Source organism: Nocardiopsis prasina DSM 43845, assembly GCF_000341265.1.
Lineage (GTDB): Bacteria > Actinomycetota > Actinomycetes > Streptosporangiales > Streptosporangiaceae > Nocardiopsis > Nocardiopsis prasina.
Genome location: NZ_ANAE01000082.1, coordinates 14,991 through 34,883, shown reverse-complemented (window position 1 = coordinate 34,883; position 19,893 = coordinate 14,991). Strand labels below are relative to the sequence as shown.

The following is a 19,893-nucleotide window of genomic DNA, read 5'->3' as shown; positions in this document are numbered from 1 at the left end:
GCCTCAGGACTGGTTGCCCTGCTCCTGCGCCGCCTCCTGGAGCGGCAGGGCGGCCTCGGCGAGGGTGAGCTCCGCCTCGGGCGCCCGGCCCGCCGCGGCCAGGAAGTAGGGCTCCATGACCATGGCCAGCGATTGGGAGAAGGAGTAGGAGAAGTGGTTGGTGTCGTAGTACACCAGCTGGTTCCCGATCACCCCGTGGCAGACCTCGTCCTGGCACAGGTAGTTGGTCATGTCCAGGAACCGGGTGTTGGGCGGGACGTCGGTGAGCTCCTCGTAGGGGGCCTGCGCCGCCATGGAGTTGGATCTGGGCTCCGAGCACTCCGAACGGTGGTTGCGGTCGGTGCAGTCGGGGACCCGGAAGGAGAACCGGGGGGTGTCGCGGACCGCGACGACGTCCACGCCCCGGTCGTCGAGCTGGCGCCAGCGCTCGACGAAGCCCTCGGGGACGTGTTCGTCGGGCCCGGTGCGCACACTGGTCAGTGAGCCCAGGGTGAAGACCGTGTCCGGCTCCAGGTCCTCCAGGGCGGCCATGACGTTGTCGTTCCACTGCGTGCACTCGGGGAACTCCGCCCCGCGGTACCGCTGCTCGTGCGCGCTGAACTGGCAGGCGTTCTTGGTCATCGTCACCAACCGCCATCCGTGCTGGTCGGCGAGGGTCTCCAGGGCCTGGAACCAGTGCCGCACGTGGGAGCTGCCCACCAGGGCGATCGTGTAGTCGGAGCGCACGTCGCCGAACTCGCAGGACACCACCTCGGGCTGGTTGATCAGCGCGTTGCACTCGCGGGTCTGGTTGATGGTGTCGCGGGCGACCGTGGTCGTGTCCGGGTAGATCGGCAGGGCGGGCAGGTTCCGCGCCAGGTCCTGGTCGAGGTGGACGGCGGCGCCCGGGTAGGCGAGCGGGTTGGAGCTCAGTTCCGTGCGCAGCTGCCGGTCGCGTTCGATCGACTGCCCCCACAGGGAGCCCGCCACCAGGACGGGCACGACGAACAGGATGCCCGCCGCGAGCGACCACACCGGGGTTCGCAGGCGCCGGGTGGCCCGCACCACGCCGCCGTCCACCAGCCAGCTGGTGGCCAGCGCCGCCGCGAAGGAGACGCCCAGTACGAGGAAGCCGCCGCCGAGGGTGGGGCGGTCCTGCCCGGTCAGCTCCAGGTGCAGGACGAGCACCGGCCAGTGCCACAGGAAGAGGGTGTAGGCGTGTCCGCCCAGCCAGGTCAGCGGGCGCGCGCACAGGAGGCGGTTCGCGGACAGGCGTCCGTTCTCCGCCCGGCCCGCGCCCGCGAGGATGATGAGCAGCGCCGCGAGAGTCGGCCACAGGGAGGCGTAGCCCGGATAGGGCAGGGAGTCGCCGATCACGAACCCGCACAGGACCAGCGCGACCAGCCCGGCCCACCCGGCGGCGGCGCGGGCCCAGCCCGGCAGGTCCACCCGGTGGACGAACAGCGCGAGCAGACCGCCCAGGGCCAGCTCCCACAGGCGCGCGCCGGTGTCGAAGTAGGCCCACACCGGTTCGGTCGAGGTGATCCACAGAGAGTAGGCGAAGGAGAGCGCGAACACCGCGCCCACCGCCCCGGCGGCGCCCCGGCGGACCGTCCGGCCCAGCCGGACGGCGAGCAGCCCGGCGACACCGATCAGCACCGGCCACAGCAGGTAGAACTGCCCCTGCACGGCCAGGGACCAGAAGTGCTGGACGGGGCTGGCAGCGGAGTTCTCCGCCATGTAGTCGACCGACCCCAGGGCCAGGTGCCAGTTCCCGTAGTAGAGCGCCGCCGCCCACACGTCGTCGATGACGGCGGTCCACTGGGAGCGCGGGAAGTACGCGTGGGCCATCAGCAGGACCGCGCCGAGCACCACCGCCCCCGCGGGGAAGAGCCGCTTGACCAGCTTGGTCCAGAAGGCGGCGAGGTCGACGCGTCCGTCGCGCTCCATCGCCCGGACCAGCGACCCCGTGATGAGGAAGCCGGTGAGCAGCAGGAAGACGTCGACGCCGCCGGAGACCGTGCCGAACCAGATGTGGTAGACGGCAATCAGCAGGGCGGCGACGGCGCGCAGCCCCTCGATGTCGGGTCGGCGGCGGTTCCGGGGCGTCACGTGGGGCGTGACGGGGTCGGGGGCGCGGTTCAGGGCGGAAACGGACACGGGCCTGCCTCGGGCTCGAAGAGGTGAGGGCAGGGGTCAGCCGGGCCGTTCGGTTCGTGCGACGGGCACCAGGTGTGCGGTGGGGGCTGAGGGAGAAGCCCTGCCGGTCCAGTATCAGCAGCACCGGGGTGTGTCCCGTGTGAGGGACGGGCCCTGTTGTCGAGTCGAGATGAAATCTGTGTGAATGCGTATCCCTGAACAGGAAGAACGTGTGCGCCGCGTCACATTCGTGGCGTATGTCGGGGGCCGGGCGGTCCCGTTGTCAACGTTCGGGTGTTCGCACGCCGGTGAAGCGGGAGGGCGGTGTCCTCCTTCACGGATCCTGTTCGCGGGACCGCCCCGGCAGGCGGCATTCTGACCACCTTCCGTCAGCGCCTCGGGGCGGCTGGGTCAGTCCTTTCTGTTTCCGGTGGAGTACCCCGGATTCTCTTTACGGGCGATGGCGACGACTCTTCTTCCGGCGTCCTCCTGAAAGATTGTGGTCGGTTGTGAGGATTTCAGTGTCTGGCGCGAGAAAACGCATTGTTCTGTCTCTCGGTGTCTTGTTGGTTGCGGGGTGCGGTGGATGCGACGAAAGCGCTCTTAGGGCAGAAGTGGTGGAACAAAGGGAGGGTCCTTCGCCGACGGACAGTGGGAGGACGTGTCGGGTTCCTACGAGACCAGGTGCGAGAACGAGTTCATGATCGAGAGCAGCGTGGAATACCGAATCCGGGAAGGTGACGAGAACCTTCTCCGGCTCGAAGGGGCCATGGCCGGGGCACGTCCACCCCATGGAGGACGTGCTCACACCGATGAAGTGCGAACGGGTCGGGACGGTCGCCGCCACGCCAGATGACCGGCCCGACCAGGTGAGACGGTCAGTCGCCCAGGGGCGCTCGGGAACCTGGCAGGACCGGGGCCAGCCTCGGCTCACGCCCTCTCGCGCCCCGCCCGCTCCGAGCCGATCCGTCCGGACCCTTGTGGGGGACCCGTGCGCTGTGGCACGCTTTTGGGGAGCACCACAGGTGTGCCCGACCCGGCCAGGAGCCGGGTTTTCGTGTTTCCAGGGCCCTTTCACGGTCCGACGCGAGTACCGCCGCCCAGAGCCCTTCATCCGCTCCGGCCGCGCTCCCCGACTCCCGGGCCGTGTCGTTTCCGTCCGCCCCATGCGTCCCCGGCCCACAGGGCCGTTTCCCCTCGACGGCCGAGCAGAGGTGAGCCATGTCCGGCGCCGTGTCCGTGCGTGTCCAGATGATCCCCGAGTTGAGCAGTATCGGCGACCAGGTCAGGAAGCAGCTGGAACAGGACTTCGCGACGCTGCCGCAGGTCGGCAGGGACGCGGGGGGCCAGGTCAGTGAGCAGCTCGCGGGTGCCATCAACGAACGGATCTCCTCCGGGTTGTCCGGCGCACCCCCGGCCGTCCAGGCGTACGGGCAGCAGATCTCCGACACCCTGACCAGCACCCTGGTGAGCGCCGGGCAGAGTATCGGGGCCCAGCTCGGCGCGGCCATGACCTCCGGGGTGTCCCCGAGGGTGAGCGAGATGTTCTCCGGGCTCCCGGCCAGCGCCTCGGGGGCCGCCTCCCAGGCGGCCGACCTCATCGGACAGGGGCTGGACGCCCTGCCTGGGACGGTCGAGAACCTCGGGGCCGAGGCCGGGCGTCTCCTGACCGACAAGGTCACGGACGGAGCGGGGGAGGCCGGGAACAAGGGCGGGACCCTGCTCGCGGACAAGGCCAACGAGATGATCGAGAGCGGTCTGGCGAACATGCCCCCGGCGGTCCAGGAGTTCGGTGGCCAGGTCGGTGAGACACTCAGCGCCACGCTGCCCGCCGCCGGAGAACGGATCGGCCGGGCGCTGGCGAGCAAGCTCGTCGACGCTGCGGCCCCGGTGGTCGCCCAGGGGTTCTCCACCGGAACCCAGGCGCTGCGCGAACTGGCCACCGGGTACCGGACGGCGGGCGCCGGGGCCGACAACTTCGGCAAGAACGCGGCCAAGGGAGGGGTGGCGGCCAAGGCGGGGGCGATCGGCAGCAACCTGATGGCCGGGGCGCAGAAGGCGCTCAACGTGGTCATGAAGGCCAACCCGATCGGTCTGATCGTCACGGCCCTGGGCGCGCTGGTCGCCGGGCTCGTGTACGCCTACGAGAACTCCGAGACCTTCCGGGAGATCGTCGACGGGGTGTTCGCCTTCGTGAAGGAGATCGCCGAAGGGGTCATGGCCTTCTTCACGGAGACGTTACCGGGCATGTGGACAGCGCTGGTGGAGGCCGCACAGGACTTCTGGGACACGTTGGTCGGTCTCATCGAGACCGCCTGGGAATGGATCAAGGCGATCCTCGCCCACCACCCGTTCGCCCTCCTGTTCACCTACTGGGACGAGATCACGGCGTTCATCGGTGAGGCCTGGGACTGGCTGGTGGAGAAGACCGGCGAGGTCTGGGACTGGCTGGTCGAGAAGATCACGGGGGTGGCCGAGAGCATCGTCGAGTTCCTCACCAGTGTCTGGGACCGGGTCACCGGCGCCGTCCAAGCGGCCTGGGACTGGGTGGTGGAGCTGATCGACTCGGCCTGGCAGACGGTCCTGGACACGATCAGGGGCGCCGTCACCTGGGTCGTGGAGCTGGTCGAGGGGCTGCGCGAACGGATCGGGGCGGTCTTCTCCGCGATCCGGGAACGGCTGGGCGGGATCGTCAGCGGCATCGCCACCGCCATCAGCGACGCGTTCGAGAACGCCCGGAAGTGGGCGGTCGAGAAGTTCGAGGCCCTGCGCACCGGGGTCGAGGACAAGGTCAAGGCGGTCCTGGAGTTCGTCGGTGACCTACCGGAGGAGATCAAGGGCTTCTTCTCCGACGCGAAGAACTTCCTGCTCGACGCTGGTAAGGACATCGTCCGGGGGCTCATCGACGGTATCGACGCGCTCTGGCAGAAGGTCAAGGACAAGCTCTCCGGGCTCACTGACCTGATCCCGGACTGGAAGGGTCCGGCGAGGGTCGACAAGAAACTGCTCACCCCGGCCGGTCGGATGATCATGGACGGCCTCATGGACGGAATCGACGACCGCTTCCCGGACCTTCGGGGCCAGCTCGGGGACGTCAGCGGTGAGATCACCAAACGGGTGGTCCCCGCGTCCCTGGAGGTGCGGGACCACGCCGCGGGCCTGTCCGGCTCCCCGCTGGCCCAAAGCGGACCGGTCGTCAACATCGAGCGGTTCGAGGCCACGGAGGAGATGTCGCCGCACGAGGTCGGGGACCGCCTGATGTTCCTGATGCGATCGAGAGGCATGTGATGAGCGGACTCAGGGAGGGACAGATCCGCTGGCGTGGACAGCTGCTGTTCGACGGACGCGATCTGGCCCTGACCGAGTTGGAGGGCTGGGACGACCTGCCCGAGATCGAGACCGGCAACGTCGAGCGCGCCGCCCGGCACGGAGCCTGGCCGGGGGCGGCCCTGGCGGGACAGCGTCTGGTCACGGCCGTCGGAGTACTGACCGGTGCCGGGTCCCTGACGGACGTGCGCACGGTGCTGCGACCGCTGCGCCGGGCGCTGACCCTCACGGACGGAGCCCGGCAACACCCGCTGGAGATCTGTGTGGGAGGGGAGAGCCTGACCGCCCACGCGCAGGTCACCGCCCGGGTCATCCCGGGCGGACCGGCCTTCCGGAGCGCACGGCCGATCGTCACGGTGCAGTGGACCTGCGCCGATCCGCGCCGGTACGGGAACGACCGCCAGAACACGGTGAACCCTCCCCGGCCCAGCGAGGACGGTCTGGAGTACCCGTTGGAGTACCCCCTCGACCACGGCCAGCCGGCCCACGGCGGCGGGGCGAACCTGCTCAACGACGGGGACAGCCCCACCCACCCGGTGGTGGAGGTCGCGGGGCCGTGTTCCCGGCCGCGTCTGATCAACCGCACGACCGGGACCAACCTGGAGTTCGGACTCACCCTGGCGGGTTCCGACCGGCTCGTCGTCGACTGCGACCAGGGGACGGTGCTCCTCAACGGTGTCGACGGCTTCCACCACATCGCGCCCGCGTCCGTCCCCCCTGAGCACTGGACGCTGGCCCCCGGGACGAACCCGGTCCACTTCCGCCCCCAGACCTCGGAACCCGAGGCCTGGGCCCGTTTCCGCTGGCGCGACGCCTACCTGTGACACCGGGACCATCGCCATCTCCACCGACTGGAGGAACACATGACCATCCGATCCCTGGCCCTGCGCTCCGGGGCGACCTCCGCCGAGGACCACAGGGTCATCCTGGGGGCGCTCCTGGGCAGCGCGGAGGGGGAGGCCCTGGACCGGCGCAGCGGGCTCTTCCACGACAGGGGCACCGCCGACCTGAGCGGCTCCGACATGACCGCGACCATCGCTCCGTTCGTGGTCGCGGTCCGGGGAGCGTCCGCGACCCACCAGGGCACCTATCTCGTCGCCAGTACCGAGGCGGTCGAGGTCGAGCTGGAGGACGGCCCGGCCGAGGGCGACCGCGTGGACATCGTGGGCGTGGTGATCCGCGACGACACCTACGACGACTCCGGGGAGACCAAGGCCGAGGTCCGGGTGATCGACCCGGACTCGGACGAGACCTACCTGCCGCTGTTCGAGATCACCGTGCCCCAGGGTGCCACGGCGGGTGAGGGCGGGATCGACTGGCCGCGGGAACCGGGGGCCGCACTGGCCCAGAGCATCACGGACCGGCGCGACTACACCTCGGTGGCGGGCGGTGTGGTGCGGGTGCCCGACACCGCCTCGCGGAACCAGATGGCGGAGGTGGTTGAGGGGACGTTGGTCTACGTTGCCTCCAGCCGGAACCTCTACGTCCGGGAGGGCGACGCCTGGGTCACGGTCGCGGGCCCCGAACACGAGAAACGCAGGCCCAAGGTCGTGGCCGGGCTGGTGACGCACATCGTCGCCGACGAGCCCGCCGGGGACTACTTCCGGGGCGGCGCCCTGGTGACCTTCGAACCGGGAACCTTCAGCGAGACCCCGGCGATCTTCATCACGGGTGTCAGCGACGTCCCCGGCAACCTGAAGGAGGTCACCTGCATCCGCCGGAGCAAGGACGGCTTCACGATCCGTGTGGCCCGCACCAACCACACGGAGTTCACCGTGAGCTGGATGGCGATCGAGAGGACCGAGGAGACGATCAGGGCGGTGAAGCCGCCCCCGCAGGACCAGGCGCGGGACTCGGCGGAGTGACATGGCCTTCTACCGCTACCAGTTCTGCGACCTGGTCACCGACAGGCCCATCGCCGACCTCGACCTGACCGGCGTGAGCTTCGACCGGCGGATCTGCCAGCCGGGGACGTTCAGCGGCTCGGTCGCGGTCACCGGTCCCGAGACCGCCGAGCGCGTCGCCCGGGTGGTGGGTCGCAGTGACGGCGACCTCGGGCGGGGCCCAGGCCGCACCGTCGTGCACGTGTGGCGCGGCGACCAGATCTGGGGCACCTATCTGATCTGGTCGGCCGAGCCCAAGAGCGACAACCGGGGCCGGGTCACCGTCGACCTGTCCGGGGCGTCCCTGGAGAGCTACCTCTACCACCGTCAGATCCGCACCGACCTCACCCTGGCGGGCGCCGACCAGCGGTGGCTGGCCCGCGAGCTCGTGCGGCGCATGGAGGAGCCCCGGCCGATCGGACTCGTGCCGGTCACTCCGGGCGAGCCACCGGACCCGGAGATTCCGGAGGAGTCCGGCCACGTGGACGTGGCCGCCGCCGAACCCCGGTCCATCACCTACCGGGCCTCGGACGCCGTGTCCTTCGGGGAGGCGCTGGAGGATCTCTCCTCTCGCGTCGACGGTCCCGAGTGGATGGTGCGCACCGTGGTGCGCGCGGGCGAGCGCGTCCGGGAGTTCGTGGTCCAGGACCAGATGGGCCAGGACCGGACCGAGCACGTCTTCACCCAACCGGGCAACGTCGTGGCCTGGAGCTATCCGGCGGACGCCTCGGGAGCCGCCACCTCGTGGCGGGCGCGGGGCGACGCACCGGACGCCGCCCCCGAGGAGGAGGCCGAGCCCGTTCTCTCCCGGACCTGGTCCGACCCCCGGTTCGAGGGCGCGGGCTGGCCCCTGATGGACCGCACCGTGGACGTCCCCGGGGTCACCAGCCCCGCCGCCCTGGACGAGCACGCCCGCTGGTGGGCCGCCCGCTCCTCGGGTTCGGTGCGGTTCCCCCAGGTCACCGTGCGTCTGGCCGATCGCACCACCCTCACCCCCGACCGGCTGGGGGACAAGGCGCGACTGACCCTGGTCAACGACTGGTTCCCCCTCGTCAGGGGGAGCCCCTCCTTCTCCCGGTCGTGGCGGGTGATCGGAATCGAGGTCACCCCGGCCACCCGGGGCCAGGGTGAGGACACCGCCACGCTCATCTTCGAGGAACCACCGGACACCGAACCCGGAGCGGAGGAACCCTGATGCCCCTGCCCAGCTATCCGCCCGACCTGGCTGGGGAATGGTCCCTCCTGCATCGCAGGGTCCGTTCCACCTTCACCTCCTCCCAACGCCGGGGACCGGCCCCGGGGCCGGTCGCCGCCGGGGGCTCCGACGCAGGGGGAGCGCGTCAAGCCATGGCCCTCACTGAGGAGGGCGCCCCCGCCGGGGTGCGGGACGTACGGGCACTCGGAGCGGCCGGTGACGGCAGGGCCGACGACACCGGGGCGCTCCAGGCGGCCCTGGACCGTGTCCGGGAGGACGGCGGCGGGGTGGTGTGGGTCCCCGGCGGCACCTACTCCGTGCAGGCCCCGCCGCTTCGCGTCCACGCCAACACGCGGATCGTCCTGGCTCCGAACGCCGTGGTGCGGCGGGACGGGGAGGGGACCCTGCTCACCAACCGGGACCCCGGCCAGGAGCTGCCCGGCCACACGGGCCACGGCCGGATCCTGCTGGAGGGCGGTGTCTGGGACGGCAACGGTCTCCGGATCCCCGCCCATGACAGTGTCCTGGCGTTCGGTCACGCGCTCGGGATCACCGTGCGGGACACGGTCATCCGCGACGTCCCCGGTCACCACGCGGTGGAGCTCAACGCGGTGAGGTGCGCCCGGATCCTCGACGTCCGCTTCGAGGGGTTCACCGACAGCGGGGGTGACCGCTCCCTGTCCGAGGCGGTTCGGTTGGACATGGCCGGTCCGGGGTCCGGCTCCCACGACACCACCCCCTGCTCCGACGTGGTGCTGTCGGGCTGCTCCTTCGGGGCTTCGCCGACCCCGGGCAGTCGGCCCTGGCCCCGGGCGATCGGTTCTCGCGGCGCCACCCCGGGCCGCACGCACGGGGACATCCGCATCCTGGGCTGCCACTTCGAGTCCTGCTCCGCCGAGGCCGTACACGCCTGTGCGTGGGACCGGCTCACGGTGCAGGGAAACACTTTCCACGACTGCGCTGGCGGGGTGAGCGTGGTCTCGGTGGCCGACACCGAACGGGTGGACACCGGGCCACAGGGCGGGGGCGGTCCGGCAGGGGCCTCGCAGGCGCTCGCGGACGTGGTGGTCACCGGCAACGTCCTCACCGGGACCGGAGGTCTTCCGGCGGTCCGCTGCACCGGGCACCCCGGCGGCCCGGTCCGCAACGTCTCCGTCACCGGCAACACCGTGAGTGGCACCGGAGGCACCGGGATCCTCCTGGAGTCCACGGAGGACTCGGTGGTGGACGCCAACGTTCTGCGCGGGGTCGGGGGCAACGGCGTGCACGTCCGGGGCGGCGGAGGCCTCCGCGTCTCCGGCAACCGGATCTCAGGGGCCTGCGCGTACGGGATTCGGGCCAGCGCCCGAACCAACGGCCTTTCCGTCACCGGGAACGGGGTGGACAGCCGCGACTCCGGCCTGTCCGTCACCGGTACCTGCCGGAACCTGGTCCGTCACGGCAACGACCTGCGCGGGTCGGGAGGCCTCGACGACGCCTCCCTCGAACCGGTCACCGACCCGGGCGACCTCGTCTGATCCCGGCCACCGCAACCCCACTGGACAGGAGACGACGAACATGATCGTCCCGCTCTTCGCGGACGCAGAGGACCTGGTCGTGGACCACCTGCGCGCACGGTTGCCCGACTTCCCGGACCGGTGGTCCGGGACACCGGTCACGGCGGTCTCCGCACCTGACTGGGAGCCGGGTGAGGACCCCGCACTGACAGTGCACTGCGAGTCGGCGGAGTCCGAACCGTCCTTCACCCAGCGGGCGGCCGTCCGCGTGACGTCCTGGGCCGACGCCCGCGACGACGTCAAGGAACTGGCCCGCCTGGCCCACGCGGCTCTGCTGGAACACCCCGGGGACGCCGAAGTGGTCTCCGTGCGCCCGGTCGACGGCGTCGTCGTGGACGACGAGGGCGACCTGGCCGACCACCGAGCCTCCTTCACGGTGCTGGTCACCCAGCGCCGGGCCGCACGGCCCTGACGACCCGCCCCGGCGGGATCCGACACACACGATCACCGGAGAAGGGAGCCATTCCCGATGGCAAGTACCGACAACGCCAGCGTCTGGGCTTACGCGGATGTCTACATCGCCCCGCTGGGCAGCGAGATCCCGCGTGAGGGCCGCCCGTTCAACGCCTCCTGGGAGCAGGTCGGCCTGCTCGACGGGGAGGAGGGCTTCACCGAGACGTTCGAGGTCGAGAGCGAGGACCTCTACGCCTGGGGCGGGATCCTGGTCGCTTCCACCCACAACAACTTCAAGGTGACCCGTAAGTTCCTGCCCTTCGAGGACAACAAGGCCGTCTACGACGTCATGTTCCCCGGCCACGACGTGGAGTTCGGCGAGCGGGGAGCCTTCGAGGGCGACATCAACGTCCCCGACCTCCAGGCGAAGTTCATGATCGCCTTCGAGACCCGCACCGGCGACGTCCTCAAGCGCACGGTCTCGGCCAACTACGCGCAGGTGGCCGAGCGAGGGGAGTCCACCGAGAACGCCACCGAGATCGCCAAGCGCGAGATCACCGTGGCGATCTACCCCACCGACCCCGTGAACGACAAGGCCACCCTCTTCTACACCTACAAGGGACCGGCTCGCCCCGAGGACGACAACGGTGGCGGTGGCGACGACGGTGGAGACGACAACGGGGGAGGCGGAGGGGAGGGCCTGGGCTCCCTCTGACACCAGACCGGCCGGGTCGGGGTTCGCGCGGTTCACCGGCCCGGCTCCACCGACAACCGCGCGGGTAGTCCGAACACCATCAGTCGAGAGGGAACCGCGCCATGACCGAGAACACCGTCGTACGGGCCCCGGCCGCCCAGGCCTCCCCGACCCTGCCCCGGACACCGGCCACCTCCCCGGCGGCCCGCGCCGTGAGGGACGAGGCCACGGCCGCCCCCGAGCCCAAGCGGCTGACGCTGGGCGGGGTCGAGTACCTGCTGCCCGCCACCTCGGACCAGTGGCCGCTGGCCGCACTGGAGGGGTTCGAGGAGGGGAAGATCGTCGCCGCCGTCCGGAGCCTGCTGGGAGCGGAACAGTGGCAGAGGCTCAAGGACACGGGGGCGACCCTGGCCGATCTCAACGTGCTCGCCGAACAGATCGCCGCCGCCTACGGGTTCCAGAGCCCGGGGGAATAGCCCGCCTCCTCCGCCTGCTCAGGGAGGCCCCTGACGCGGTGGAGGCGGATCTGGCCCGGTACTACGGGATCGACCTCGGCGACCTCTGGCGCGGGGGACTCACCCCGCGCCGGCTGGCCGTCCTGATGCGGCACCTGCCCGCGGACTCGGCCACCGTCACTGCCGTGGGCGGTGACGGGTGGACGCTCTCCCACTACCTCCAGGCCGACCTGGTGCACGCCACCACCGGCCAGCCGCACCCGGCCGACCCCCGGGTGCGCAGGGTGCAGGAGGAGAAGCTCGCCCGGCTGGCCGAAGCACAGCAGCGGGCCGAGAAGCGGAGAGCGGAGCTTGAGCGCCGACGCCACCGGTGACGGGCAGGGTGCCGAGCTCGGTGGACGCTGTGTGGATCGGGGCGGGGCGCCTTCGGGGGCCCCGCCCCGCCCGCTCGTTCCGGGGACCGTCGCGACAGGGAGCTCCGTCCGGGTTCTCGCGACCGAAAGTGGCCAAGTGGGTGCGGACGGGAAACGTACAGGCCGTCGCCTTCCCAGGGACTCCCTGGTGGTGGCACGCGGGAGGAACCCGGGCACCTCTCTTGCGCTTTCCGACACAGGGTGTTCGGCTGAGGTGCACGGTCTTCGTGGAGGCAGGGGAACGTCTGATGGCGGGAGTGGAAATCGGCGCTTCGGTGGGCCTGCGAGCCTGCTACGCGCACATGACGGCCAGTCCGATCGCGGTGGTGCGCTCAGGTGTGCACAGTGTGGCCCTGGTGCGGGCGGACCTTCCCGTGAAGGAGGTGCTCCGGGACGCGGCCCTGCTCCTGGAGCCCGGCGAGCTCCGTCTGTTGGAGTCCTGGCTCAGGGATGGCGCCTGACGGGCCGGTCGCCGGGACACTTCCTCGACAGGTAGACGTCCACGACGTCGCCCAGGCAGTAGAGGGGGCGCCCGGCACTGCCGGTGCCCTGGGACCTCAGTCGGCCGCGCCGGGCGTGGCCGCGTACGGAGGCCGGGGTGACCCGGTGCCCCAGGACCTGGAGGGCCCGTGCGGCGTCGGCGGCGGTCACCAGGTGATCCCCGGCGGCGAGGAGCATGCGCCGCCGCCCCTCGCCGACCGACACCGGTGCCCCGCAGTCGGGGCAGCGGGTGCTGGTCGCCCCGGTCCCGGCGTAGCAGGGTGTCGCGCAGTCGGGGCACAGTCCGGCTATGACCCTGTCCGAGGGCAGGTCGACGGCGCGCTCGGCCTGTTCCACCGCCGCGCAGACCTCGTCGACGCACTCCGTTCCGCGTGCGTTCCGGCGCAGTGCGCCAGTGTTGCGGGCGAGCCAGGACGCCAGGGCTGATGAATCGTTTCCAGTGGGTCCCGGTGTCCCCGGTTCCCGGATGGTCCTGCACCAGGCCGACAGGGTGCCGTGCAGGACGGAGGAGGCCTCGGTGATCGCGGGGTCGAAGGCCAGGGGCGTCTCGGTGCTCCTACGGCCGAGGTTTCCCGGTCCGGTGCGCCGCTGTCGGGCCAGTGCCTGATCCAGGTCCCGGGGCAGGCCCCCGACGACCTTGTCCAGGGCCCGGGACAGTCGCCGCACGCACTGGGGGCAGACGGAGTCGTCGCCGTCGAGGGGGAGGGTGCAGGTGACGGTGGTGCAGAAGCGATGCATGGGTTCTCCGTCATGGGGGAAAGTAGACCCAATTTATGCAAAGTATTGCCAAGTTGCAAGGATGAACCGGTTCCCTGCGAACATGACGGGAGCCTGTTCGCGGCGGGTCCCGGCCGGTGCCGCCCCGGGAGGTGACACCGGACCCTCCCGGATCGCTACGACGCTGACCTAAGGTTGGGGCCATGCCCAAGGACAGATCTCCCGGTGGTTCACCCGACGCCCTCGACCGGGCCATGTCCGAACGCCGCCTCGCGCTGGGACTGGGATGGGGTGAGCTGGCCGCGCGCGCCGGTCTTTCCGAGCAGGCGCTCCGCGATATCCGGAGCGGCCGGAGTGCCCCGCGCGAACTCACCGTGCACCGGTTGGAGTCCGCGCTGGGCTGGACGCACGGTTCGGTCCGCGCGGCCCTCTCCGGCGACGAACCCACTGTCGCGGACTCCGAGGGGCCCGACTTCGTGGAGACGGGCGCGGACGACGGGCTCTCCTGGAGCCTTGAGGGCGAGGCCGTGTGTTACGAACTCACCCGCATGATCGACGGCAACCCCTTCACCGCCCGGCTGGTGGTCCGGGACGGGCGCCCCCGTGAGCAGGTCGAGCGTGAGCTGGGCAAGATCATGCGGATGGCCCGGATCCAGTTGGGCGGCTGACCCGCCCCCCGGCACGCCGGCCCCTCCACCGAACCTGGAAACGCCCCCACTTCCGCACGTGGGAAGAGCGAAGGGCCCGCGCGTGCATCGCGCGGGCCCACTCGTGTCCTCGGCCGTCTCCGGTCCGGTGGCGGTCAGTCGCCGACGGGCACCGGGGTACCGGTCGGGCCCCGAAACGGGTCGGCCGGGATCGGCTCGGCGGTCACGCCGAGCGGGAAGTCCGACAGCGCCCGCTCGTACAGGTTGTTCACCGCCGTGTTGAACCGGGTCAGTGAGTCGGGCTCGTCCGGGCCCAGCAGATAGTGCTTGAGCACCGCCCGGCGATCAGCCAGCGCGTCGCCCTCCGGCTCGCGGGCGGCGGCCAGGACGGTCTCCAATCCGGCCAGCCCGGGGCGCAGCACGTAGCCCGCGCCCGCGGACGGGAACTGGCGGCGGAACTCGTCGTCGTCGGTCCCCTGCATGTCCACGATCGCGTACGGCTTCCCACTGGCCACGAAGTCCGCGACCACGCTGGAGATGTCGCTGACCATCACGTCGGACTCGTTGAAGCACGAGAACAGCGACGGCAGGGTGTCGGTGACCACGTGGTGGCGCAGCGGACCGGACGAGGTCCAGTACAGGGCGTGCCACCGGTCCAGCAGCTCCCGGTAACCGACCAGGTCCTCGTGGGTCAGGGGCCGTTCCGAGGCGTTCTCCCGGAAGGCGTCGATCCGCTCCCGCAGTTCGGCGAGTTCGCGGACGGCCTCGGGCGTCACCGGTTCCAGGCGGCCGTTGGCCTCGCCGATCAGCTCGATGATCCGCCGGTGCGCCGCCCCGGCGGCGGGGGAGCGCCGCCCCAGCAGCGGGTGCGGTTTGTAGATCACCCGGACCGGTTCCGGCCCCCGGACCAGCCGCTCCACCAGCTCCAGTCCGGCGGTGTCCGCCGAGGTGAGGTAGTTGTTGTCGTCCACACCCTCCCAGGTGGGCGCGTAGATGACGGTCGGCACCGCGCGCTGCTCGGGCGGACGGTGACCCTTCACCTCCACCAGCTGCGGACGGCCCACCTCGACCACGTCACGGTCGTCGATGGCGTGCCGGACCCGCTCGTAGCGGTCGCGGCCGCCGCGCCCCGCCACCCAGATCTCGTCGAAGATCCGGCTCACGCGGTTGCTGCTGGGCAGCTTGTCGCTGTCGCCGTGGCCGACGAACACGTGTTTGATCTCGGCGCGCTGGATCAGGTGGATGTTCTTGCCGGTGTTGCCCGGGTACAGGGCCACCCGCACCGCCGAGAGGTCCAGCGCGGCCAGGTCGTCGGCGCGTGGCACGCACACCACCGGCAGCGAAGTGGGCTCCAGGTGCGGAAGGTTGCCGCGCTCGCGGAAGATCACCAGCGCGCGCCGGTCGCCCTTCTCCAGGGCGTCCAGCCACATGTTGGCCTGGTAGACGGCGTTCTGCTCGCCCACACCGAAGGTGAAGTACAGGACCACCTCGGGCCGCACCTCGCGCAGGGCCTGGTTGAGCCCCTCGATGACCTCCTCGTTGGAGGGCATCCGCATGTGGGCCAGGAAGGCGGGGGCGGCGAACAGGACCGCGCCCAGCGCCAGCAGGACCGTGAGGGCCGCGCCTGCCTGGGCCAGGACGGCGGGGCCGCCCGCCAGGTAGCCGACGGAGCCCAGGACCAGGGGGAGGTCGGCCAGCAGCAGCCTGCTCATGGGCACCGCGCGCAGCAGGCCGGGGACCTCCGGAAGGCTGAGTCCGGACAGGTCCAGGTTGCGGGTCTTCACCGGCAGCTTCGCCCGGCGGAACACCTGGTGGCGGAGCAGGTCATAGGCGAGGGTGAGGACGAAGAACGCGGCCACGGTCCCGGCGGTCCACCAGTAGGCGGCGGTGCCGACCGCGTCCAACGAGACGTAGAGCGCCAGAACCAGCGCCTGGCGGGCCAGCGTGCGCACGGTGAGGCCGACCCGGATGCGGCTCAGGACCTTGCTGAGCACGGTGACGCGCTGTGAGACGAGCCACTCGGTGACGTACAGGACCAGCGCCAATGCGCCGAACAGCCACACCTGGGCCATGACGACCTCGACCGCCTGGAGGAGGAAGGTCAGACCCATGATCCCGAGCACCGCGAGAGCGGTGCGGTCCAGGCCGAGTCTGGCGAGGTAGTTCTTCACTTGACCCCTTCCCGTTCCTTCTCACGGGCGCCGGCCGGGGCGGGGCTCTCGCGGCGCACGTCGACGACGTGGCCGGTGAGGTCGGAGAGGAGGACGTCGACGGAGGTGCGGGCGACCTGGTCGGAGCTGAGCAGGCTGCCCGCGGGCTCGTCACCGAAGGCCCTGGTGCGCATGGGTGTCTGGGTGCGCTCGGGGTTGATGCAGTTGATCCGCACCCCGTCGGCGGACCACTCGTCGGCCAGCGCCTGGGTGAGGTTGACCGTGGCGGCCTTGGTGGAGGAGTACAGGCTGTACTCGGCGCGGCCCCGGGTGTAGGAGCTGGACGTGTACAGCAGCAGCTGCCCGCCGGTCCGGGCCAGGTACGGGAAGGACGAGCGGGCGATGTTCACCGGAGCCAGGTAGTTGACCCGGAGGGTGTCCTCGATCTCGGCCGGGTCGGTCTGGTCCAGGCGGCCGATGCGCAGGACTCCGGCGGTGTTGACCACGAAGTCCACCCGACCGGTGGCGGTGTACGCCTGCTCCAGGGCCCCGGCCACGTCGTCGGGGTTGGCGACGTTGGTGCGGGTGGCGCTGCGGGAGTAGCGGAAGACGCGCGCGCCGTGCTTCTCGGCCAGGTCCGCGACTCCGGCGCCGATGCCGTAGCTGCCGCCGAAGACCACGACGGTCCTGCCGGACAGCTCGCGCTCGTAGTCCTCCTCGGACAGCTCCGGGGTGGCCGAGGTGGCGAGCTGGAAGAGCTTGTCCGCGATGAAGATGTCGACCGGCTGGGTGACCTTCATGTTCTGCTCTTCACCGGCGACCACGTGGATGGGCACGTCGGGGGAGTAGCGCAGCACGACGGAGCAGTCGTCGGTGGCCTCGAAGCCGGGGTCCTCCCACGCGCGCGTGTAGGCGTCGCGGATGGTGGAGAGGCGGAAGGCCTGCGGGGTCTGTCCACGGCGCAGCCGCGACCGGGTGGGGACGTCGGTGATCAGCTCGTCGTCGACCTCGATGATGGTGTCCGAGGACGGGATGGCCACGTCCACGGCCTCGTGGGTCTCCAACGCGGTGACGCAGTCCTCGATGATGCGCTGGGAGAGCATCGGCCGCACCGCGTCGTGGAAGAGGACGTTGGTGGTGGGCGCGGGCAGGTGGGCCAGCGCGTCCAGGGCCAGCTGCGTGGTGGCGTTGCGCGAGGTCCCGCCGGGGATCACCTGGGAGACCTTGGTCAGTCCGGCCCGGTCGACGATGTTCTGGGCGTCGGTGACGAATCCGGGGTTCATCATGACGATGACCTCGTCCACCCGCTCGGCTCTCTCGAAGATGGTGAGCGTGTGCTCCAGGATCGTCTTCCCGGCGATCTTGAGGAGCTGTTTGGGTGTGGCGAGGCCGATGCGTTGGCCGCTTCCGCCCGCCAGGACGACCGCCACGGTGCGGGTGGCCGGGGCGGGGATGGGACGCGGGGTGGTGATATCAGGCAAGTTCGTCTCCCGTGGAACTCGTGGAAACTCTGTGCCCGACCTTGGGGGAACAACGTGCGGTGGTGGCACGTCAGGCCGAGACGCGGATGACCGTGACGCCCCGATGGGGTGAAGGGTTTCGCGGATGGTGTGCTGACGTTCTTCAGGTGTTCATGCACGGTTCGTGCGGGAACTTCACATTGATGACGGCAGGGGGCAGAGCGGGGTTTACGCGCCAATACGACGTGTTGCCCGCGATGACACGGTGACGTGAGTGCCTGGAGAGGTCTGCTGGCCGTCGTCCCCACATCCCGTGATGTCCGGAGGATGTGCGCAGATTTCGACGTTACCCCCCTCTGACCACGGAAAACAACGAAACATGCCGTGCTGTTCGGCACGCTCTGTCCCGTGGGTCGGCCCCTGACACGGGCCCGTTCCCGGTGTGTCGCGAGACACATGGTTCCGGTGCCGGGCGGTCGCGGAGCGGCCTCAGCCGAACATGAGGAGGCTGTCGCAGGACTCCGGTTCGTCCCTTCGAGGTCGTGCGGGGAGGGAAGAGGACCTGCGGCGGCGAGGTCGTGCGGGGAGCAGGAGGACGGCCTGTGGCGGCGAGCTACTGCGGGCAGTCGGAGGACGGCTTGCGACGGCGAGCTAGTACGGGGAGGGAAGAGGGCCTGCGGGGCGGCGAGGTCTCCGGGTTCCGGTGGAAACGACTGAGCGTGCCCTCATCGAGGACACGCTCAGCTCGGTGATCGCCGGGAGGCGCGGGGTCAGGCGGCGGGTTCGGTGGCCCGGCCCGTGGCGGTGAGGTCGGCCTCCCGCTGGCGGCGGTCCGGGAGGAACCGGCCCAGCCCCCAGTGCAGCAGCAGTGCGCTGACCAGGGCCACCACCCAGCCGTAGTCGGCGAGCGGCGCGAGGAAGCCGATGAACGGACCTCCGGAGCCCACCGGGAGGTCGGCGCCGCCCACGGCCAGCAGGGCGCCCACACCGAAGGCGACCAGCGCGCGCCAGTTCCAGCCGCGCGAGTACCAGTACTCGGAGCCGCGCGTGTAGAGCGCGGGCAGGTTCACCCGGGTCCGGCGCAGCAGCCAGTAGTCGGCGAGGAGGATGCCCGCGACGGCCCCGAGCAGGCTGCCGACGGTGCCCAGCCACGCGAAGATGTAGACGTTCTCGTCCTCCATGAGCTTCCACGGGAAGATCATGACCCCCAGGAAGGACGTGGTGATCGCGCCCACCCGGAAGCTGAACCAGTTGGGCTTCAGGTTGGCCAGGTCGTAGGCCGGGCCGACCAGGTTCGCGGCGATGTTGGTGGACACGGTCGCCAGCAGCACGACGAAGATCGCGAACAGCAGGCCGATCCCGCTGCCCATCTGGTTCACGACGTCGATCGGGTTCCACAGCGCCGCGCCGTACACGACGGAGGTCCCCGCGGTCACCATCACGGCGATGAGCGAGAACAGCGTCATCGTGGTGGGCAGGCCCAGGGACTGGCCCACGACCTGCGAGCGCTGCGAGGAGGCGAACCGGGTGAAGTCGCTGATGTTCAGGGTCAGGGTCGCCCAGTAACCGATCACGCCCATGAGCGAGGGGAAGAACAGCACCCAGAACGACGGTCCCCAGCCGAGGCTGTTCTCCGTGCTGAGCATCGGGCCGAAGCCGCCCGCCTCCACGGCCATCCACACGAGCAGCGCCACGCCGCCGACGGCCATCAGCGGCGCCGCCCACACCTGGAGTTTGCGCACGCCCTCCATGCCCCACAGGATGATGGCGACCTGCACCAGCCAGAACAGCCCGAAGGACAGCCACAGCGTCCACGGGTAACCGCCGAACCCGGCGGCGTCGGTCCAGGAGTCACCGAACAGGCGACCGGCCAGGACGTACACGCCCTGACCGCCGACCCACGTCTGGATGCCGAACCACCCGCAGGCCACCGCGCCGCGCAGGAGCGCGGGCAGGTTCGCGCCGCGCAGCCCGAAGGAGGACCGCGCGAACACCGGGAAGGGGATGCCGTACTTCGCGCCCGCGTGTCCGGTCAGCACCATCGGCAGCAGCACCACGAGGTTGCCCAGGATGATCGTGACCATGGCCTGGCGCCAGTCCATCCCGGCGGCGATCAGCCCGCTGGCCAGCGTCCACGCCGGGATGCTCACGGACATGCTCACCCACAGGGCGGTGAAGCTCCCGGTGCCCCAGGTCCGCTTGGACATCGGGACGGGCTGGAGGTCGTCGTTGACGAACGGGCTGTCGGGGAGCGTGGTGCCCTCGGGCATCGACACGCGGCCGTCGGGGTGGACGACCTGGGACGTTGACTCTGGCGTGGATGGTGGGTGGGACACGGGACACCTGTGTTTCGTGGTGCTGACGGGGAGCGGGGTGCGCGGGCG

At 70.6% G+C, this 19,893-nt stretch carries 16 protein-coding genes; 11 read left to right on the top strand and 5 right to left on the bottom strand.

What is annotated here, in order from left to right; translation table 11 throughout:
- Positions 1 to 3 precede the first annotated feature (3 nt).
- Positions 4 to 2,139 carry an acyltransferase family protein gene (locus tag D452_RS0104550; protein ID WP_017542968.1) on the bottom strand — a complete coding sequence of 712 codons (2,136 nt, stop codon included), beginning with the start codon at positions 2,137 to 2,139 and terminating at the stop codon, positions 4 to 6.
- A gap of 1,200 nt (positions 2,140 to 3,339) precedes the next feature.
- Here D452_RS0104550 and D452_RS0104545 point away from each other — a divergent pair.
- The 10 genes from D452_RS0104545 (at position 3,340) to D452_RS0104500 (ending at position 12,495) form a co-directional block, all read left to right on the top strand.
- The gene (locus D452_RS0104545; protein WP_017542967.1) at positions 3,340 to 5,406 is read left to right on the top strand and encodes a phage tail protein; all 2,067 of its coding nucleotides are present in this window, start codon (positions 3,340 to 3,342) and stop codon (positions 5,404 to 5,406) included.
- Positions 5,406 to 6,269 carry a phage distal tail protein gene (locus tag D452_RS0104540; protein ID WP_017542966.1) on the top strand — a complete coding sequence of 288 codons (864 nt, stop codon included), beginning with the start codon at positions 5,406 to 5,408 and terminating at the stop codon, positions 6,267 to 6,269. Before D452_RS0104545 ends, D452_RS0104540 begins: the two co-directional genes overlap by 1 nt.
- A 39-nt stretch (positions 6,270 to 6,308) precedes the next feature.
- Complete coding sequence (locus tag D452_RS0104535; protein WP_017542965.1) at positions 6,309 to 7,310, top strand: hypothetical protein; 1,002 nt, start codon at positions 6,309 to 6,311, stop codon at positions 7,308 to 7,310.
- A gap of 1 nt (position 7,311) precedes the next feature.
- Complete coding sequence (locus D452_RS0104530) at positions 7,312 to 8,523, top strand: hypothetical protein (RefSeq protein ID WP_017542964.1); 1,212 nt, start codon at positions 7,312 to 7,314, stop codon at positions 8,521 to 8,523.
- Positions 8,524 to 8,675: 152 nt separating this feature from the next.
- Positions 8,676 to 10,040: a right-handed parallel beta-helix repeat-containing protein gene (locus D452_RS0104525; protein WP_017542963.1), complete on the top strand. Its 1,365-nt coding sequence runs from the start codon at positions 8,676 to 8,678 to the stop codon at positions 10,038 to 10,040.
- Between the two features lie 40 nt (positions 10,041 to 10,080).
- Positions 10,081 to 10,491, top strand: a complete 411-nt coding sequence (locus D452_RS0104520; protein ID WP_017542962.1) for a hypothetical protein — start codon at positions 10,081 to 10,083, stop codon at positions 10,489 to 10,491.
- 57 nt (positions 10,492 to 10,548) lie between these two features.
- On the top strand, positions 10,549 to 11,187 hold the full coding sequence (locus D452_RS0104515) for a hypothetical protein (RefSeq protein WP_017542961.1): 639 nt from the start codon (positions 10,549 to 10,551) through the stop codon (positions 11,185 to 11,187).
- 101 nt (positions 11,188 to 11,288) lie between these two features.
- Complete coding sequence (locus tag D452_RS0104510; protein ID WP_017542960.1) at positions 11,289 to 11,642, top strand: hypothetical protein; 354 nt, start codon at positions 11,289 to 11,291, stop codon at positions 11,640 to 11,642.
- A gap of 38 nt (positions 11,643 to 11,680) precedes the next feature.
- On the top strand, positions 11,681 to 11,995 hold the full coding sequence (locus D452_RS0104505; RefSeq protein WP_017542959.1) for a hypothetical protein: 315 nt from the start codon (positions 11,681 to 11,683) through the stop codon (positions 11,993 to 11,995).
- Positions 11,996 to 12,282: 287 nt separating this feature from the next.
- On the top strand, positions 12,283 to 12,495 hold the full coding sequence (locus D452_RS0104500) for a hypothetical protein (RefSeq protein ID WP_017542958.1): 213 nt from the start codon (positions 12,283 to 12,285) through the stop codon (positions 12,493 to 12,495).
- On the opposite strand, the gene D452_RS0104495 is transcribed toward D452_RS0104500, so the two are convergent.
- Complete coding sequence (locus D452_RS0104495) at positions 12,479 to 13,273, bottom strand: hypothetical protein (RefSeq protein ID WP_017542957.1); 795 nt, start codon at positions 13,271 to 13,273, stop codon at positions 12,479 to 12,481. The two genes, D452_RS0104500 and D452_RS0104495, sit on opposite strands and share 17 nt — an antisense overlap.
- A gap of 182 nt (positions 13,274 to 13,455) precedes the next feature.
- On the opposite strand from D452_RS0104495, the gene D452_RS0104490 reads away from it, so the two are divergent.
- Positions 13,456 to 13,920 carry a helix-turn-helix domain-containing protein gene (locus tag D452_RS0104490; RefSeq protein WP_017542956.1) on the top strand — a complete coding sequence of 155 codons (465 nt, stop codon included), beginning with the start codon at positions 13,456 to 13,458 and terminating at the stop codon, positions 13,918 to 13,920.
- A gap of 134 nt (positions 13,921 to 14,054) precedes the next feature.
- On the opposite strand, the gene D452_RS0104485 is transcribed toward D452_RS0104490, so the two are convergent.
- The 3 genes from D452_RS0104485 to D452_RS27690 all read right to left on the bottom strand — a co-directional run bounded on the left by D452_RS0104485 (position 14,055) and on the right by D452_RS27690 (position 19,779).
- Positions 14,055 to 16,070, bottom strand: coding sequence for a hypothetical protein (locus D452_RS0104485; protein ID WP_017542955.1), 2,016 nt, complete (start codon positions 16,068 to 16,070; stop codon positions 14,055 to 14,057).
- Positions 16,067 to 17,530 carry a bifunctional cytidylyltransferase/SDR family oxidoreductase gene (locus D452_RS0104480; protein ID WP_017542954.1) on the bottom strand — a complete coding sequence of 488 codons (1,464 nt, stop codon included), beginning with the start codon at positions 17,528 to 17,530 and terminating at the stop codon, positions 16,067 to 16,069. Before D452_RS0104480 ends, D452_RS0104485 begins: the two co-directional genes overlap by 4 nt.
- 749 nt (positions 17,531 to 18,279) lie before the next feature.
- Positions 18,280 to 19,779, bottom strand: coding sequence for an NCS1 family nucleobase:cation symporter-1 (locus D452_RS27690; RefSeq protein WP_394297083.1), 1,500 nt, complete (start codon positions 19,777 to 19,779; stop codon positions 18,280 to 18,282).
- Positions 19,780 to 19,893: the final 114 nt, after the last annotated feature.

Bases quoted from the DNA above. Each gene is read 5' to 3' on its own strand.
- D452_RS27690 (WP_394297083.1), bottom strand. From the start codon at position 19,779: ATGCCCGAGGGCACCACGCTCCCCGACAGCCCGTTCGTCAACGACGAC.
- D452_RS0104545 (WP_017542967.1), top strand. From the start codon at position 3,340: ATGTCCGGCGCCGTGTCCGTGCGTGTCCAGATGATCCCCGAGTTGAGC.
- D452_RS0104490 (WP_017542956.1), top strand. From the start codon at position 13,456: ATGCCCAAGGACAGATCTCCCGGTGGTTCACCCGACGCCCTCGACCGG.
- D452_RS0104540 (WP_017542966.1), top strand. From the start codon at position 5,406: ATGAGCGGACTCAGGGAGGGACAGATCCGCTGGCGTGGACAGCTGCTG.
- D452_RS0104510 (WP_017542960.1), top strand. From the start codon at position 11,289: ATGACCGAGAACACCGTCGTACGGGCCCCGGCCGCCCAGGCCTCCCCG.
- D452_RS0104530 (WP_017542964.1), top strand. From the start codon at position 7,312: ATGGCCTTCTACCGCTACCAGTTCTGCGACCTGGTCACCGACAGGCCC.
- D452_RS0104495 (WP_017542957.1), bottom strand. From the start codon at position 13,273: ATGCATCGCTTCTGCACCACCGTCACCTGCACCCTCCCCCTCGACGGC.
- D452_RS0104500 (WP_017542958.1), top strand. From the start codon at position 12,283: ATGGCGGGAGTGGAAATCGGCGCTTCGGTGGGCCTGCGAGCCTGCTAC.
- D452_RS0104515 (WP_017542961.1), top strand. From the start codon at position 10,549: ATGGCAAGTACCGACAACGCCAGCGTCTGGGCTTACGCGGATGTCTAC.
- D452_RS0104525 (WP_017542963.1), top strand. From the start codon at position 8,676: ATGGCCCTCACTGAGGAGGGCGCCCCCGCCGGGGTGCGGGACGTACGG.
- D452_RS0104520 (WP_017542962.1), top strand. From the start codon at position 10,081: ATGATCGTCCCGCTCTTCGCGGACGCAGAGGACCTGGTCGTGGACCAC.
- D452_RS0104535 (WP_017542965.1), top strand. From the start codon at position 6,309: ATGACCATCCGATCCCTGGCCCTGCGCTCCGGGGCGACCTCCGCCGAG.